Genomic DNA, 18089 nt, shown 5'->3' with positions numbered 1-18089 from the left:
CCGACTTACCACATCTTCCCCAAGGAGGGGGATCACAGCCATTCTTTCCAGGTTTCTACCAACGCACTTTATTTTCGCATCGCACAAGAGGATGTGGAAACGTTCCCATGGGCTTTCCCGAAATATTATACCAGTGAAGAATGCCCGGGGGGCAGGATTCCTGTGATTTGTGGACTGAATGAGGGAATGGCCCGATCCGGATCATGGCTTATCCAGGCTTTTGATCGTGAGGAGGATTTTAATACAGATCGCGCCGTGAAGGGGCGTTGTTATATTCTTCAGGATGGATCTTCCTCGAGCAGTAGCAGCAGTAGTTCCAGCTCGTCCGGAGATGATCCCGGGAGCAGTAGCTCCTCCTCATCAAACAGTAGTTCAAGTTCCTCCTCAAGTAGCAGCTCCGGTTCGTCGTCCGGCAGCAGTTCCAGTGCATCGGAGAGTAGTAGTGGATCGAGTTCGTCCGCATCGTCGTCGGCATCTTCTTCGGCGAGTAGCGGCTCTAGCTCGTCGGCAAGCAGCAGTGGGTCAAGCTCGGCAACATCGTCATCGGCGTCTTCCTCGGCAAGCAGTAGCGAGTCGAGTTCTTCCTCAAGCAGTAGCAGCTCTTCCTCCATGTCTAGTGAATCATCCGGCTCCGAATCTTCCGCTTCGTCGAGCGGCAGTGATTCTTCTTCCTCGAGTGACCCGCCTACGGATGACGACGATTGCCAGTCCTGTGAGTGCGATGACGAGGATTGTGAAGATGGCGACGGCGATACGGGACAGACTCTCCCCATTGAAGACGGTGACGAGCCGGACCATTGCGAAAGCTCCGGCAAGGTGGGCGGAACGCCTAATCCCCAGCCTCCTGCTTCCTCCCGGTCCATGCGCGGAGCGGAACTTGATATCCCCGCCATTCCCTTCCGTTTCGACAGCCAGATGGAATGGACGGCATCGTTTGATGCTTCTTCCCGGCAGGTCGTTATTACCAAATCCTCCGGCCGTTGCCTGTATTACAAGGCCGCTCCCCATTCCGACCGGGCGGAACGCCAGGGTATTTCCCGCAGGGATACTTCGCTCGTCCAGCTCCTCAACAGCGATCTGACTCCCTGTACGCATGATCGGCCTGCCTTCCTGTGCCAGGTGATGGCCGATGGTTCCAAGCGCCGCTTTTCCACGGAAACCGGCAAGGTGGTCTCCACGACGACGCGCTCCGGGGCTGTCACCACCGCAGATGAATATGCCGAACGTCTTCAGGTGACCCGCGACGCGGCCGGGGAAGTTACTTCCATCTGGAGTTCCACGCAGGGGTTGTTCCTGATGGAACGGAGTTTCAACAAACTTGTCATCAAACAATATTCCGGTGATCAGGTTGTTGGCGATGCACGCACGGGACGTACGGCCTCCGGGCTGCCGCTGAAGACATACTCCTACGAGTGCTGGCAGGAAGGTTCCGCCAAAATGATGAAGATCATCAATCAGCGCACGGGGCAGCCGGCTACGGAGATCCTCCGGGAAGTCGATGACGTGCAGGTGAAGGTGACGGCAGGTACGGGAGATGATCGTATCGTCAAAACATTCGTCCGAAACTACCTGCCCGGCGGCATGTGGGAAGAAATTCGATCCGTGCGTGCCGGTTCCGATACAACGTCCTGTGTCCGCACCGTGAAAAAGAGTACGGCTGGCGGCTGGCTGACGATCAGCCGGACGGAAGGCTACGGCTCCTCCTCTCCCAGGACGACGACCTGGGTGTACAACGACCAGTTCCGCCCTTCGTTGGAAATCAAACCCGATGGAGGCTATACGCGTTACGAGTACGATGCCCAGGGCCGGGTTGTTTTGGAAGCTTCCCCGTGGGGGGCCGGTTCGGACGAGAAGCTTGTCCGGACGACGTATGCGAATTTGCGCTTCAATGATTGCCGTCCGTTGTTGAAAATTGAATCAATTCTGAAGGGAAATGGCACGGAGACGGAATTGTCCCGCACGTCGTACAGTTACAGCGATTCTGCTCAGGTGAACCGCACGACGGTGACTCAAACGGGGCTGGGGGTGACGGGCCCCCGCATCGCGATTCGGGAGACCTATGGAGAATTGGCGGCTTGTTCCTATGCTTGCGGACGCGTGAAGCTGGAGGAGGATGTCAATGGACTTCAAAAGTGTTATACATACGAGCGGACAGCTCAATACGGAGCCGTCTGGATGCGTACAATGGAAACTGCCATGAACGGACAGGTTGTTTCCGGACGCAGCGAGCGCCGTGTCCGGTATATTGCAGCCAATGGCGATGTCACGCGGGAGGAAAACTACGTACATGCAGGGACGGGCTGGAAGCTTGCCGCGACAGCTGATTACGAATATGATTTCGAGCACAATGTGACGAAGACGACGTTCGGCAATGGCCGTATATCGACCGCCGAATGGATGTGTTGCGGCCCCTTGCGGAAAACGGACGAGGACGGCATCCTGACTTCCTATGGCTACAATACCGCTCGCCAATTGGTGGAAACGATTCGGGCGGCCACTGAGACGACGCCGGAAACGATTGTGTCCTACACGCGAGACGGCGCCGGACGTATCCTGACGGAACGCCGGGATGTCGGAGCGATGACGACACAGATCTTGAAATCCTATGACCGGGTGGGGAGAATGATTTCCTCCACTGATGCCTTGGGCCGGGTGACGACATGGGCATACAATGAAGCGCAGCGAACCACGACTCGGACGGCTCCGTCCGGAGCGACCTTGATCACGATCGCCAATCCCGACGGAACTCCATGGGAGGAAAGCGGTACGGGGCAGAGAAACCTTCGCTACGGTTATGAAGTCGTTGCGGATGGTATCCGGACGACGGTATCGGCGAAGACGTCCGGTGGTCAATGGGTAGCCGTGTCGCGTACCACCAGGAATGGCCTCGGAGAAACGATCCGTGAGGAACGGGCCAATACGCAGGGAGGATGGATCGTGACGGAGCATAGCTACAATGCCCTGGGGCAGCTCGTGCGAAGCCGGACGGGGCAGATGGCTCCTACCCTGTATGAGTACGATGTGATGGGGGAAGTCTCCAAACGGACCTTAGCTCTGGAGGATGTTCCCACCCCCCAGAACTCCCGGGTAGAACAAACTTCCCGGACATACGAATCCCGTGCGGATGGGGTTTATGATTCGATTTCGACGACTACCTACAACCAGAACGGGGATCCATTGGTTGAAACTGTCTCGAAACTCGTTTCTTCCTTAAGCCCGACTCTGGAAAGCAGGAAGGAAACGACAGATATCTATGGGAAAATTACCGAAGAATGGTCGGAATACACTGCTCCGACCTGGCGGACGCTGTATCGCAAGATCCCCACATCAACCTTGGTGGCATGTTCGGTGGTCGTAGACGGCTGGCTCCGGCAGGCAACCGACAATGTAGGTATTGAGACATCGCAGAGCAGGAACTTTACGGCAACCGGCATGACGATTTCCCGTACGGATGGACGCGGAAACACGACCGTGACGGAAACCGACCTGGCTGGGCGGACGGTCAAGCTGACAGATGCGGCGGGAGCAGTCACGACGACAGCTTATGACTCCCGTTTCGACCAGCCTTCCTGCATTACCAATGCCCTGGGAAACACGACATGCTATGCCTACGATATCCGGGGGCGCAAGATATCGGAATACGGTACGGCCATCCAGCCCGCCGTCTTCGGCTATGATGAGATGGATCATATGATTCGTCTGACGACATTCCGTGTGCCGGGAAGCGTGATCACGACAGATCCGAGTAGCCGCACCGACGGAGATACGACCAGTTGGACGTATGATGAGGCGACGGGACTTCAATTGAAGAAGACCTACGCGGACAACTCCCAGCTCGTGTACACCTACGATGCCATGAACCGCCAGAGTACACAGACCTTGGCAAGGGGCATTGTCATCACCTATACCTATGACCTTTTGACGGGAGACATGACAGGGATATCCTATGGAGACACCACACCGGATTATTCATTTGAGTACGACCGTTTCGGAAGCATACAGAGCATATCGCAGGAAGGGCATAGCATCCCCGTCGAACAAAGAGGCTATAACGAATATAACCAGCTTGAATTGGAATGCTATTTCCGAGGGAATGATGAGTGTTACCATATTCGGCACTATGATGAATATGGGCGAATCAATTTCGATACTCTCCAAATTGTGAGAAATTTCATGTTGGCTGAGATAGCCTATGAGATAACGACGGAATACAACGACCTGGGGCAATTGTCCCGATATATCTACAATCTCGGCCAGGAGGATGAACGGGCATTTCAATTCAATTATCTCTCGGGGACGCATTTTGTGTCGTCGATTGACTTCCCTGACCCGGTTTCGTTGGAATATACCTACGAACCTGTACGAGATCTATTATCGGGTATTATGTGCCGGAACTCGGCGGAAAACATGATCAGTAACCGAACACAAATTTGTGACCTACTCGGACGACCGACCGAGAGAACTCAAATCCGGGAAGGAGTAACAAGGGAGGATCAATTTATTTATAATTCTCTCAACGAGCTGACCTGGGCCAATCTGGGAGGAACTCCTTTTAACTACGGCTACGATAATATCGGAAACAGGAAGGATTCGGAAGAATTTGACAAAATGACATCCTATCTTTCCAATAACCTGAACCAGTACACCAGCATTGATCCCGAGGAAGAAGCAGCCTTTATTCCCACTTACGATGCGGACGGCAACCAGACAAGGGTACGGACAACAACGGGAATCTGGGATGTTGTGTATAACGCTGAAAATCGTCCCGTGCGATTTTCAAGTTCCGACGGTACGCTTGTGATCGAATGCACCTACGACTACATGGGTAGAAGAACGCACAAAATTCTGAAACGCAATGACAAATTGGAATTCGATGAAATGTACCACTATAACGACTACCTCCAAACGGCCGCGATCCGTGGAACCGAAACGCAGCACGTTATTCTGTGGAATCCTACCGAAACTGTTGCCACGCGTCCTTTGGCGCAGATTAAGAATGGAAACTTCTATTACGCCGTTCATGACTTCGTGAAGAACATCACGGAATGGGTTACCACGTCAGGCAGTATTGAGGCAAGTTTCGACTATACTCCGTATGGGACTATCATGAATGAAACCGGCGATTTAGCACTAGGTTGCATTGGATTTTCAAGCGAAGTAATGAATCAAGAACTTGGTATGATATATTATAATTACCGATATCTAAATCCTTTAGATGGGAGGTGGATTAATAGAGATTATGTTAAAGAAATATATTTTTCATACAATTTATATCAAATTATTTATAATAACCCTATTGGAAAATATGATTTTCTAGGGTTGATGGAATGCAATAAAGATAAATTAGGTGATAAGGGTGATTTTTCTTATTCCATTAATCTATATAGCATGTATGAAGAAAAGTTGAAAGTATCTGACCCAATTAAACAATTTTTTGATTCAACAAAAGAAATCATAACAAAGACAATAGAAGGTAAAATTGTAGAAACTTTAGAAACGACTCTTGATATGGTAGCCGATGGAGCTAAACTACCTATTAGAGCTATCGAAGCTGTAGGGAGTGCTATAAAAAAACAAGGTAATATAGGAAGTATAGTTATAGAAGCCAAAGGGAAAATATGTTGTTGTGATTCTAAAGGTGGTTATAAGGTCTATGATATCAATGGGAAGGTGACAGAAAATAATAGTTATATATTAGATCCATTAACATCTTCAGATAGATCCCTCAGTAAGGAAGCAAAAAGATTGGAAAGAGCAATAGAAGATATGTCTAAACAATTGGGGGAAAGAATGAGAGATATAAACTGTGATAATAAAGATGAACACGTAAATATTAATGTTTAGTTTGTGAGTAAATGAAAATTTTATTATTCGCTTTTTTGTTTATTTTAATTTTCAATCTAAATGCATCTGAAATTTCTGAAATATGGATATATAATAAGATTAAATATTTAGGCGGGTATGAATATTATGAATTTAGAGGATCAGATGAATATGAAATGAATCATGAATACGCCAATTTTTTTGAGAGAAAATTGATTATTTTCTGTTTTGTTGTCCCTGAATCCATTGTGCTTGGTCATACGCAATTTTCTTTAGATAAATCTAAAAATCAGACTATATATAATTGTCGCCATGAATTGAAAATTAATATGATTAAATTAATTGGCGATAATGTAGTTAAAATATTTAATTTTTATAAAAACAAGGAAAATATTCCTTCTTGGGTGATAGATAATTTTTTTGTAAGACTAAAAAAGTCGTCGAACATCAATTTATATAATAAATATATCCAAAGAAAATTGAGATTGAGTGTTGAGGAGATTAATGATTCTTTCGAAACCAAAAAGACAGATGAATTGGTTGGTGAGGATTTTTTAATAAGGTTGTATATTGATTCATTTAAGTACATTGTTAATGCGCTTAATGAGGAGAATATTGATTGCGAATATTTGTATTATGATTTAATGAGGACATTGCTTTCATATTGGATTTGTATCGACAACAAAATTATTCGGGAAAGTCTTCAATTTGAAGATATTATTAATGAATGTATTATAATATATGATGAGAATATTAGGAAAAAATGCTTGGAGGAACTCAAAAAGGGAAATGTAAAATATGAACTTTTGGATGATAATAGTACTTATTTGTTGAGAACAAATCTTTACTATCTGCCAAGCAGTTATTGTAAGTCTACAGGTGCAATGTTTGAGAATTTTGAAAAATGGTTGAATGAAAAAGTAGTTCTGAAGGAAAAAAGAAAGGAGACTATGTGCAAAGAAGGTTAGGTATATGCAATTCATTAAAATGAAAATTTTATCATTACTTTTTTGTTTTGTATTCATTTCTGTGGTTGATGCGTCGGGGATGGATCAGTTACTTATATATACTAGACTTAAATTATTCGGAGAAAGCGAATATTATGATTTCAAATATTCGGATAAAGATGAAATAGAAGAAATATATAGCGACTTTTTTTGGAGTAAATTCAAGATTTATTATTTTTATATACCAGACTCTATTGTGATGGGATATACGAATTTTTCCTTGGATAAAAATAAAACTAAGGATTTACCTTGCCGCAGCGATGAATTGAAAACGGAAATGATTTCCTTGATTGGTAATAATATAATCGACGTCTACAATTTTTATAAAGATAAGGATTATATATGTTCGTGGGTAATCGATGACTTTTTTCATGTACTCAAAAAGTCGCCTAGATTTGATTTATATAATGAATATATCCAAAAAAAGACAGGTTTGAAATTTGATGAACTCAATGATGTACTTAAAATAAAAACAAAGAAAAAATTTGTTGATGAGAATTATTTTTTGAAATCATATATTGATCTATTAAATTGTATCACCAAGGCGCTCAATAGGGAAAATATCGATTGCGAAGAACTTTCTTATGAATTAATGGTACTGGTCTTTTCCTATTGGATAGGTGTTGATCATAAAGATATGAGCAGAAACGTAGAATTTGAGGATATGATTGGCAACTGTCGTATAATGTATGATGAGGATTTTAGAAAAAAATGCTTAAAGGAACTTAAGAGGGGAAATGTAACATATGAACTTTTGAATGATAATAGTACTTATTTGATGAGAACAACTTATTACTATCTGCCAAGCAGTTATTGCAAGTCTACAGATACAATGTTTGAGAATTTTGAAAAATGGTTGAATGAAAAAGTAGTTCTGAAGGAAAAGAAAACGAAAAAAGAAACTATTCGCAAAGAAGATTAGCTATAGAGATTAAGCAATGAAAATAATACTAGCGTTTTTGTTGATGACGATGACTTGTTTTTCTGAACAGGTCGAGTTTAGATTAATTGATGTGACAGATGATGTGTATAATGAAATTTTGACAGTCAATAAATGGGATGAAAATATGATACTTAAAAAACCATTCCACTATTGTAAAATAAATAACTTATTTTCTGTGATTGCTAAAGAAGATAATGACGGTGTCAATTCGTGCTTGATCTATATGTATCAATTGAGTAATAATGGAAAATGGAATTTCCTTCAGTATTGTAGATATAAAACAGAAAATCCTGGCAAAATACCTGATAAATTAATTTTTGATAATTCATCTATTTCTATTTTATCTAAAAACGGATTGATTGTGAATAAATTTGATGTATCAGTATGGGTTAAGAAAAAATAACAATTTGATTGAAATAGATATCAAGAATATTTTTATTTCTGAAAACAATAGTAAGACAATGAAATTAATGATTTTTTTTGTGTTGATGACGATGAGTGTTTTTTCCCATCCAACGGAGTTTGAGATCAAAGTGTTATCAGATGATGAATGTAAAAGGATGGAGGAAGAATATAAGAATCAAGACTTTAAATTGCCAAAACTGCAGATGCCATCTTGTTATAGTGCTTATTGTAAAATAGATGAGAATTTTGCTGTTTTTACACAAACGGCAGGTAGTGGAAGATGGGTTCATGATATATATATCCTTGCCAGGATGAAGAAAGGAGGATGGCAAGAGATTCAAAATTGTGGTTTTAGTACGGGAGTGGCAAGACTCTTTCCTGCAAAAGTGCGTTTCGAGAATAATGTTATTTCTGTTCTAACAGAAAAAGATAAGTTTCTTACTAGTTTTGATGTGTCTGATGTTTTGGATCAAATAAATAATAAATAATTTTCAGATTAATTGTCTGTTTCAATTTTGTTTGTTTTTATATATGAGTCTACATGGTATTAAAAAATATAATTTACATAGTTCATGTGAATATGATATCTTTGGACTTCTTTTGAAGGTTGAGTTTTATTTCTATACTACTGATAAAATTGTTGTACAGCCAAGTTTATTATTTATAGAAGAATATTATATGGAGAGAGAAAATAGTATCAATAAAGAAAAAATATGGGTGCAGGCATTTCCATTTTGGAATCCCCATTCTACAATTACAGCAGATAGCGTGGAAGATGCTATTTGTATTTTTGAAGAATATCTTTTATATAAACTTGGGATGAATAAAAATTTCTCAAAAGAAAACTTTGCGAAAATTAACGATAGATGGTTATAGTGAAAAATATCGAGCATTAAAAAATTCTCTACTATGTACACTGCACAAAATTTGATCTGAAAAAAATACCGGGAAGAGTAATTTTTGAAAACTCCGCTATTTCTGTTTTAGCAAAAAATGGATTGATTGTTAATAAATTTGATATAACTGGATGGTTTGATGAAAAATGATATTTTCCGACTGAATAATTGATGGAAATTTATTTTAATTGTAATAATTGAATAATGAAATAATATTATTTTTAATGTTGATGACGATTAGTTGCTTTTCTAGTCAGTTGGAATTTGATTTCAAGAAATTATCTGATGATGACTACAATAGTTTGATTGAAGAATATAAGGATCAAGAATTTAAAGTCCCTAGGAAGATAGGGATATGTCGGCATTGTGAAAAAAATGAACATTTTGCCGTTTTTTCACAAGAGTCTGGTAGTGGAATGTGGGTGTATAATATATATATTCTTGTCAGCTTGAAGAAAGGTGAATGGAAAGAGGTTCTTCATTGCGTTTATAGTACAGCTGAACCTAAAAAAGAACCTAGAAAAGTGCGTTTCGAGAATAATGTTATTTCTGTTCTAACAGGAAAAGATAAGTTTCTTACTAGTTTTGATGTGCCTGATGTTTTAGATCAAATAAATAATAAATAATTTTCAAATTAATTGTCTGCTTTTTTTGATTTTATATATGAGTCTAGATGGTATTAAAAAATATAATTTGCATAGTTCGTATGAATATGATATTGCCGGTTTATTATTGAATGTTGAATTCTATTTCTACACGACCGATAAATTGATCGTACGGCCGAGTTTGTCAATCCTGGAAGAATATTATGTGGAAGGAAGAAAATATAGTCCCCGACAAGAGAAAATATGGGTTCAGGCATGTACGTTTTGGAATCCTCATTCTACTATCACAGCAGATAGTATTGAAGATGCTATTCGCATTTTCGAGGAATATCTTTTATATAGGCTTGGGATAAGTAAAAATTTCTCAAAAGAGAGTTTTGCAAAAATTACGTATAAATGATTATAATGGAAAATTATCAAATCATTGGAAAGTTGCTCTACGAGTTGGAATTTAAAAAAACTGTGAGCAGGAGTAATTATATTAAATACAAATTTGTACTTGCCTATATCGTTAAGAAGGGAGATATGTTCTTTTGCGATTTTTTCACATACAAGGATTATTATTGGTTGATGTATGAGGAGTCAAAATACGCAAGCGAAAAACTAGAAGTATATGATGAATTTTCAAGTAGAATTATTCAAGGATGTTACAATTTAAAACACCTCATAAACAGAATTGATTTCTATATGAAATTTGGATTTGGTTCAAGAAAGGAAACGTTTTCCAGGATAATTCATCATCAAGCAATGAAAAAAATAAAAAGGAGAAGGTGAAATTAGCGAAATGTAATTTGGATATACTCTGTTTATTATTAAGAAATATAATGTTCTGAATGCCGGATGAAAAGATCTTGAAAGAGAAGAAAAAGAATAGAAAACTGTATGCAAAAAAGGATTAACTATATATTCAGCAAGATGAAAATTTTATCATTGCTTTTTTGTTTTGCATTCATTTCTGTGGCTGATGCATCGGGGATGGATCAGCTACTTATATATACTAGTCTCAAATTATTCGGAGAAAGCGAATATTATGATTTCAAATATTCGGATAAAGATGAAATAGAAGAAATATATAGCGACTTTTTTTGGAGTAAATTCAAGATTTATTATCTATTTATACCAGACTCTATTGTGCTGGGATATACGAATTTTTCCTTGGATAAAAATAAAACTAAGGATTTACCTTGCCGCGGAGATGAATTGAAAACGGAAATGATTTCCTTGATTGGTAATAATATAATCGACATCTACAATTTTTATAAAGATAAGGATTATATATGTTCGTGGGTAATCGATGACTTTTTTCATGTGCTCAAAAAGTCGCCTAGATTTGATTTATATAATGAATATATTCAAAAAAAGGCGGGTCTGAAATTTAATGAAATCAATGATGTGCTTAAAATAAAAACAAGGGAAAAATTTGTTGATGAGAATTATTTTTTGAAATCATATATCGATCTATTAAATTGTATCACCAAGGCACTCAATAGGGAAAATATCGATTGCGGATATTTATATTATGATTTAATGAGGACATTGTTTTCATATTGGATTTGTATCGATAACGAAATTATTCGGGAAAGCCTTCAGTTTGAAAAAAATGTTAATGGATGTAGCATAATATATGATAAGGATATTAGGGGAAAATGTTTGAATGAACTCAAAAGAGGGAATGTAAAATATGAACTTTTGGATGATAGTACTTATTTGCTGAGAACAATTCTTTACTATCTGCCAAGCAGTTATTGCAAGTCTACAGATGCAATGTTCGAGAATTTTGAAAAATGGCTGAATGAAAAAGTAGTTCTGAAGGAAAAGAGAAAGGAAACAATCCGCAAAGAAGGTTAACTACGCATTATGATGTAAAATTGGGATTTTGGACAAGAAGAAAAGAGGTTAAATATAACATATCTGGTGATATGGATATTTTTTAACTATATTAGGCGTAAATTGTTATATGATTTTAATTGTAGCTTTTTTACTTATTATATCTTTTTTAATATTTATCTATTCGAGGAATAATGGCGTTCGAAGAAATGAATGGGTGGGTATTTGTTTTATAATTTCCATATTACTATTTATATTAGCTGCTGGATTGTTTCATTTTTTAATTTATCCTGCAATTTTTGTTTGTTTTTCTTTGTTTGGCGTGTCTTTTTTATTTGATAGAAGGAAATTTATCGAGCATAAACATTTTTTGTTGGAAAGGACTGAAGAATCGAATAGAATATGTCTTTCCGGCGAATTTGTTCCTGGGAAGAAAACCCATAGATCAATGGTGTTTTATTCCCAATATCAAGAGATAGGATTAGCTTTTTCTCAAAGAAGATATGAATTTTCATTTTTAGGAGCTACTGGAGATAGATATGATTTTGTAAATACAGATTCAAATTGTTTCTTTCCTTTTCGATGAATAAAAAAATATGAATTAATATCTGATAAAAACGTTTTAATGAGGATAAATTATTTGGGCCTCAATAAGATCAATGTTGAAATGACGAATTTTTGTCTCTTTTCAGTAAAATTGAATAAGAGGAAGTTGATTTTTCGGGATGATTCTAATTCATGTGTTTCGATGTTTTCTATGATAAAGGAGTTTTGATTGATTGTAACAAGAATAATTCTGATCTTTATGTATGCCTGAGTTATTTCTTATGGATGGTTCTATATGGACGTATTGCTTATGATGATTAATGTCTTGTCTTTTATGACTTAATATACATTATTGGAATAAAATAAATAAAGATGGTATCATTGATATAGAAGATGGTGATCAAAGACATTAAGTTTTTTGCCTTATTGACGATAGTGTTTACTTAGGCGAGTATACAATGCCTATTGATAATTCTAAAGTATTGTTTTTTTCGAATATTAAAATATTGAAAGATAGGAGTATGACTCTTATTGCAAAATGTAATGTGGAAGAAAATAATCCTTGTGCCCAATTTATCAAATCAGTAGAGAGCCTTGATTGCGATGATTTGCTTTTTTATCCCGTCAGACGAGATTCGATATGAAAAAATTATCTGATTATTTTTAAGGTAGAGATATCTATGTTTTATGTAATATTTTACGAATTATTTTTATGGAATGGAGAGGTTTATAGATGAAAATCATATTGATTATTTTTTGTTGTTTATTTGTGTCACATCAATTGTGGTCTCAGGAGATTTCCAATGATGTATTTGAGATATTTCCTGTTCTGGATTTTAAGCAGTCGAGAGATATGCCAAAGGATGGATATGAAAAGCTCGATTATGCGTTTGAAACTACCTCGGGGAAAATTTTGCATGAAAATATATGGTTTGAATCAAGGGATGTTTTGAAGAAGAAAGGAACCTATATTGATTTTTCAGATGTGAAGGATGTGTATATGTTTTATAGTCAGGGAAATGCTGATCCTGTTTTTTGCAATATCAATCAATTACATTTGCCGGATGAAGAGGGTATAATGCTTGTTTTCGAAGAAGGCGGAGCGAAGAAATTGTCCAGCATGACAAGTGCTTGTCCTCTTCGTGTGGCTATTGTTAGCCAAGGAAAATTGGTCAGTGCTCCTTTGCTAATGTGCGAATTGAACAATAATGTCAAATTGACCTTGGCGACTTCTGCTGCGACCAGAAAGCTCAAGAAGGATTTTGATCAGCTTATCAATGATCGCGATCAAAGAAGGGGTGGCAGCAGTAATGAGAGATTGCCTGATGTGAGGTCGCCGAATTTTTCAATGAATGAATTGTTGGAAGCTGCGAATAACGGGTATGTTTATCCCCAGTTTGAACTTGCCGTTCGCTATTTGAAAGGAACAGGCGTGCCTCGAAACGATCAGGAAGCTCTAAGATGGTTCCAAAAGGCAGCAGAGCAGGGGCATTCCGTAGCGCAGAATATTCTGGGGCATTACTATAAAAATGGGTTGGGAACCATGGCCTGTGAGGATAAAGGCATGGCTCTGAAATGGTGGAACAAGTCGGCGCAACAGGGAAATGTTGATTCTCAATATAACCTTGGCATTTGCTACGAAGATGGATATGGAGTTGAGGCAGATGCCGGGTTGGCCGCGCAATGGTTCTTGAAATCGGCAACGCGTGGGTATAGTCCATCACAAAACCGACTGGGATTATGCTATGAGCACGGAATAGGTGTTCCTGCGAATATCAAAAAAGCTCTTACATGGTATAAAAAAGCAGCTCGGCAAGGGAATCCTGAAGCGAAAAAAAATCTTGAACGTTGCCTTGCAACAGATCATGGAACCAAGAATACTAAATAATGAAGCGCAGTATTTTTAGCAGCATTGTAATAGGAACGTCCCTTATTATAGTTGCATTGATAGTGATTGCTTATTTATCATCTTCGCAAAAAACAGGTAATTCTGCACATAGGTATGTCGCCTATGAAGATGGTTATAGAGAAATACGAATTCACTTTTTTCATAAAAACAAATTTGAAAATGATTTTGTGGAATCCTTCAAATTGTTAAAGGAAAAAAAGATTCGAGATGTGTTTATTCCTGATAGTCATTTTATTATATTATATTTTGTGATAGGTAAGGAATCGTATTCATTCTGGTATTCTCCAATGGCTACCGATTCAGCTGAATGGTATAAAGAAATAATGGATCGTGATGATTCGGCGAGGCGATCTTTTGAATTTTATAAAAAATGGATGAAGATATTCAATTCCGAGTTTTCATTTTCAGAAAAAGATGATTTCTATTATAAGGATTGAATTGAAATGGATGCAGAAAAATATTCTAAGAATGGAGCTATCCCTGTTTTAACAGGAAAAGTGGCGTTCTTTACTGGATTTGACGTAACTGCTATCCGAAAGAAATCATCGATTGACTGTGAAAGAGACTTGGCCACAGGGTCGGATGTTTTGGGTTTGATTATTTGAGGAACCCTCTCGGATCTATCAGCGCTTGGGTGTTGATGAGTTGATCTTCCGGAACGTTGTAATGGCAGTAGGCCAGATAGGATTCGGGTGGTTCCAGAGTGCGGATTCCCGGTTTCATTTTCCAGTCCCAATGGACGGATGCTTTGGCGGAATCCCGGACACGGACCAGATTTTTTTTGGCGGCGTTTGTGACGGGGAGATGCTGCCGGAAGGAAGCGATGTTGAGCGGTCCGTCGGTTCCCCATCTTTGCTGGAACCGATAGCCTTTCATGAGGAAGCGTCCGATGTCGGGCGATTCCCGTTCGGTTTGTTCGATGATTTTACCGATGGAATGACCCGGAGGGCAGTAAAGGTATTCGTCAATGTCGATAAATGCACACCAGTCTACTTCATGGCCCGATTGATCGATAAAATCTTCGTATGATTCGATTTGTCCATGGATGATACGCCCCGATTTCGGATCTCTGGGTTGCCAGGGAACAATACGGACGCGCTCTTCTCCGAATCGTTTGGCGATGGCGTGAGCTTCTTCCAGGATCTGAGCATCGGTCAGGTGAGCCGTGAGGCGTCCATATTCTTCTCCTCTCTTGCTGATTTGTTGAATTTGGAAGTAGCCATTGATAAAACGCGGGTTGGAGTTGGGATCCTTGCTGGCGGTGCTTCCTGTGTTGTCGTAGATGACGACGAGAGAGGCTCCGGCCCTCAGATGGAATTCAATCCAGTCCTGCAGCCAATAATATGATTCCCGGAGGATGGCAACGGCGCAAACGCCCCAGCGCAATGCGGGGGGCTCGGGAAGCGGGGGGAGGGCGTCCGGAGAGTTGTTCTGATGAAGATCCTCCCGGTTGTTGGGTGCGTTTGTTTGTGAAGGGGAGGCCGCTTGCTGAGGAACATCCTTTTCTGCGGGAGGAGAGACCGGTGCCGCCAGACGGAAAATCCCTTTTTCGTCGCGAATGAATCGCTCGTATCCCCAGGAATCCCATTTGATGTTCAATTCTTCTTCATCGTATGAGAGGATGGCGGCATGAGCCCCGGTTTGGGTGCGCCAGCCGTCGTGGCCGATGATACGAAAGGCATCGTTCCATGAAGGGTGGCGGATTTCCAGTACGTGTTCCTGCAGGGATGGTGCCGGAGCATAGTACTGGAGTCTGCCGGCATGTGCTTTCCGGTATGTTTCCGGGCCTCGGAGGGAGGGCGGGGTGTCTCTCCAGAGGAATGCAGACCTTAAGTCCGGAGGGAGTCCGGAGGAGATGTTGCGGCTTCCCAGGCGGGAGACGAGCGGGAAGAGAATCGTGTCGATGGATTCTCCGCAGGGTTCCGGCGGGGTGCTGGATTCAAGTCGGCGGAAAGCTTCGAATGCTTCCTGCGTCAGTGAAAAGCATGTCGGCGGGGTTTCTTCTTCCTTCCATGGGCGGGGGGCGTTTTTTTGATGTTTCCAGACGCTCCCCTTGTAGTAGACGGAGTCGTGCTGGGGGATGGTGGCGTGGAAATCGTTCAAGATGCGGAGTAGCCCGGGGGCAGGCATGTCCGTTTCCCGGATGATCAGGAAGTGGTCGAAACGCCCTGTTTCCAAGCCTCGAACTGAGTCGAGTACATCGGATGCCGGATTTTTACCCGGAAACAGCCGTAATGACACTGTGCCTGAGGCGATGGATGCCTGCCATCGGGGCAGGATCAGTTTGTGAAAGACCGGCTCGGTTATGCCTTTGACGGCTACGAAGATGCGGAGTCCGGGGTAATGTTCCGCCAAAGCCCAAGTGAGCAGGCGGTCCAGATGTTCCGGGCAATATGCCGAAAGGCAAAGTGCAAATTCCCGCTGTTTCCATGCGAATGAGACGGTTTTGTCCCGATAGTGCGTCCGGGGTTGCTGGTAGAAGTGGTTGAATGAGGCAACGCGGACATTGATATGTCCCATGGAGGCGGCTAATTCAATGGCATTGTCGATCGGGTAGGCGCATTCCCGGAAAAGAGTTGCGATTTTTTGTCGTTTGGATGCCGGGATGACGAGTGCGTGGGAACCCCATACGTAGCGGGAGCCTTTGGTCCGGGAGCTTGTCCGGAACGGTTCAAATTGGAAATCTTCCGGATGGGACGGCGGAGGACCCTGGGAGAGAATGGTATGGTGGTAGAGGCGAAAGATATCGGTCTCCGGGTGTTCCCGGAGTTCACGTTCAAGAGCGTTACGGAGCAGGGCGGATTCTGTGACGGAAGCGGCATCGCTTTCTCCGAAGATGATCAAGTCGTCATCCATGAAGCGTTCGTCGAGTAGCATTCCGGCAAAAGAGCTTCTCAAGGATTGAACATAGGGTGGGGTGTGGTCTTTCCAGCCGGGGTAAAAAAAGTCCAGTATTTTTCTAGGGTAGGTGTCTTTGAGGCAGGATATGTCTTGTGTGGATGGGTATGCTTCCGCCGTGTAGCCGAGTTGGGCAAGGCTGTCGGCTGCTTCAAGGATTTCGCCTTGAGTCTGGAGGAAGACACATCGGAGTGGGGGAGGGACGGAGGTGGACATGAGGTGGGAGCGGGGTAAGGAGGGGGGAGGATTGTTTGCCGGAGTTTTCAGTGCGAGGGGGAGAGGGGGCTGGCGGAAGATGACGGGGGTTATTTCCATAGCCATCGGAGTTCCGGGATGCCGCCGATGATGTCGCTTTGTTTTTGGGAGCAGGTGACGAGCATGGGGGTGGGGGAAAGAATGATTTCTCCCTGGCGAACCAGGTGGCCCCAGATGCGGTCTGTTTCACTGTTCCAGTTCTCTAAGGCTCGGGACATGATTAGGGCAAAAGATGGGCGGATAGCGAAGGCGGTCATGCTGCGGACGTCGCCGGTGACACGTTGCCAGCCGTCGATTTCAGCAACGCGGCTGCCTCCCCGATGCAGCATGACGCAGCCGGCTTCATAGGGCACCAGGGAGAGCAGCCCTTCCAGTCGATCCCGGAAGGCCGGAGCGAGGACTGCGTCATCTTGAAGGATCAGCACCCAGTCTTCACTGCATGTTTCTGCCAGGGCGATTGCTTTGCGCATCGCCCGCTTGCATCCGACAGCCCGGCATACGTACTCGGGAGTTGTTTTGAGTCGTGCGATGCAGTAGGCCTCCAGCCCCTCCCGTTCCCACCATGGTATTTCTTCCATCGTGGCGATGCGAACTCCATCGACCCATTCCCAGGTAAGGTGTTGCGCGGAAAGTCTCTGTCTCATAACATCCCTTTTGGGAGAGCCGGGAAGGCTGACGACGAGTATTTTGAATGATGGCGCTGGCATGGAGGTAGGAGAAAGAAATGGTGTTGCTGCCTAGGAAATACTTGAAAGACTATCTTCACAGACTAATCCAGAATTTCCATGGATGCAACCGGAAAGGTACCGGGAACATGGGGGGGCTCGTATGTTTTTCTCGTTGTTCCGGGAGAGGTGTATGGTATAAGGACAGAATTAGTTTTATGCCGATTGGCGTGAGATGCCGCCCGGCACAAACAGAATGAAGAATCTTGCCCCCCCCCGACCTCAATGCCCCGGATTGCTCTATTTACTT

The 18089-nt window shown here is 42.1% G+C and carries 17 protein-coding genes; 14 read left to right on the top strand and 3 right to left on the bottom strand.

Annotated features, from left to right (window positions below):
• Positions 1 to 278: 278 nt before the first annotated feature.
• Positions 279 to 611 carry a hypothetical protein gene (locus QET93_RS00975; RefSeq protein ID WP_280132671.1) on the bottom strand — a complete coding sequence of 111 codons (333 nt, stop codon included), beginning with the start codon at positions 609 to 611 and terminating at the stop codon, positions 279 to 281.
• Between QET93_RS00975 and QET93_RS00970 the strand changes: the two genes are divergently transcribed.
• From QET93_RS00970 to QET93_RS00905, 14 genes are all read left to right on the top strand, one after another.
• The gene (locus QET93_RS00970) at positions 610 to 5844 is read left to right on the top strand and encodes an RHS repeat-associated core domain-containing protein (RefSeq protein ID WP_280132670.1); all 5235 of its coding nucleotides are present in this window, start codon (positions 610 to 612) and stop codon (positions 5842 to 5844) included. The genes QET93_RS00975 and QET93_RS00970 overlap by 2 nt on opposite strands.
• Before the next feature lie 11 nt (positions 5845 to 5855).
• Positions 5856 to 6791 (top strand): hypothetical protein, encoded by a 936-nt coding sequence (locus tag QET93_RS00965; RefSeq protein ID WP_280132669.1) that lies wholly within the window; start codon positions 5856 to 5858, stop codon positions 6789 to 6791.
• Between the two features lie 4 nt (positions 6792 to 6795).
• Positions 6796 to 7752, top strand: a complete 957-nt coding sequence (locus QET93_RS00960) for a hypothetical protein (RefSeq protein ID WP_322190044.1) — start codon at positions 6796 to 6798, stop codon at positions 7750 to 7752.
• 16 nt (positions 7753 to 7768) lie between these two features.
• Positions 7769 to 8176: a hypothetical protein gene (locus QET93_RS00955; RefSeq protein WP_280132667.1), complete on the top strand. Its 408-nt coding sequence runs from the start codon at positions 7769 to 7771 to the stop codon at positions 8174 to 8176.
• 4 nt (positions 8177 to 8180) lie between these two features.
• Positions 8181 to 8666, top strand: coding sequence for a hypothetical protein (locus QET93_RS00950; protein ID WP_322190043.1), 486 nt, complete (start codon positions 8181 to 8183; stop codon positions 8664 to 8666).
• Between the two features lie 43 nt (positions 8667 to 8709).
• Positions 8710 to 9054, top strand: a complete 345-nt coding sequence (locus QET93_RS00945) for a hypothetical protein (RefSeq protein WP_280132665.1) — start codon at positions 8710 to 8712, stop codon at positions 9052 to 9054.
• 250 nt (positions 9055 to 9304) lie between these two features.
• Positions 9305 to 9700 (top strand): hypothetical protein, encoded by a 396-nt coding sequence (locus QET93_RS00940; protein ID WP_322190042.1) that lies wholly within the window; start codon positions 9305 to 9307, stop codon positions 9698 to 9700.
• A 37-nt stretch (positions 9701 to 9737) separates the two neighbouring features.
• A complete protein-coding gene (locus QET93_RS00935) occupies positions 9738 to 10079 on the top strand; it encodes a hypothetical protein (RefSeq protein WP_280132663.1) in 342 nt (113 codons plus the stop codon).
• The gene (locus QET93_RS00930) at positions 10076 to 10453 is read left to right on the top strand and encodes a hypothetical protein (RefSeq protein WP_280132662.1); all 378 of its coding nucleotides are present in this window, start codon (positions 10076 to 10078) and stop codon (positions 10451 to 10453) included. Before QET93_RS00935 ends, QET93_RS00930 begins: the two co-directional genes overlap by 4 nt.
• A gap of 141 nt (positions 10454 to 10594) precedes the next feature.
• Positions 10595 to 11527, top strand: coding sequence for a hypothetical protein (locus QET93_RS00925; RefSeq protein ID WP_280132661.1), 933 nt, complete (start codon positions 10595 to 10597; stop codon positions 11525 to 11527).
• A gap of 109 nt (positions 11528 to 11636) precedes the next feature.
• On the top strand, positions 11637 to 12092 hold the full coding sequence (locus QET93_RS00920) for a hypothetical protein (protein ID WP_280132660.1): 456 nt from the start codon (positions 11637 to 11639) through the stop codon (positions 12090 to 12092).
• Between the two features lie 693 nt (positions 12093 to 12785).
• Positions 12786 to 13940 (top strand): tetratricopeptide repeat protein, encoded by a 1155-nt coding sequence (locus tag QET93_RS00915; RefSeq protein ID WP_280132659.1) that lies wholly within the window; start codon positions 12786 to 12788, stop codon positions 13938 to 13940.
• Complete coding sequence (locus QET93_RS00910; protein WP_280132658.1) at positions 13940 to 14398, top strand: hypothetical protein; 459 nt, start codon at positions 13940 to 13942, stop codon at positions 14396 to 14398. The genes QET93_RS00915 and QET93_RS00910 overlap by 1 nt, the downstream gene beginning before the upstream one ends.
• Before the next feature lie 6 nt (positions 14399 to 14404).
• Entirely contained in the window at positions 14405 to 14566 is a 162-nt protein-coding gene (locus tag QET93_RS00905) for a hypothetical protein (protein WP_322190041.1), read from the top strand.
• Here the strand turns inward: QET93_RS00905 and QET93_RS00900 are convergent.
• On the bottom strand, positions 14559 to 17075 hold the full coding sequence (locus QET93_RS00900; protein ID WP_322190040.1) for a glycosyltransferase family 92 protein: 2517 nt from the start codon (positions 17073 to 17075) through the stop codon (positions 14559 to 14561). The genes QET93_RS00905 and QET93_RS00900 overlap by 8 nt on opposite strands.
• A gap of 89 nt (positions 17076 to 17164) precedes the next feature.
• Positions 17165 to 17821 carry a hypothetical protein gene (locus QET93_RS00895; protein WP_280132656.1) on the bottom strand — a complete coding sequence of 219 codons (657 nt, stop codon included), beginning with the start codon at positions 17819 to 17821 and terminating at the stop codon, positions 17165 to 17167.
• Positions 17822 to 18089: the final 268 nt, after the last annotated feature.

Source organism: Akkermansia sp. N21116, from assembly GCF_029854705.2.
GTDB lineage: Bacteria > Verrucomicrobiota > Verrucomicrobiia > Verrucomicrobiales > Akkermansiaceae > Akkermansia.
The sequence above is the reverse complement of the archived record's forward strand: the minus strand, read 5'-3'. Positions and strand labels throughout refer to the sequence as shown.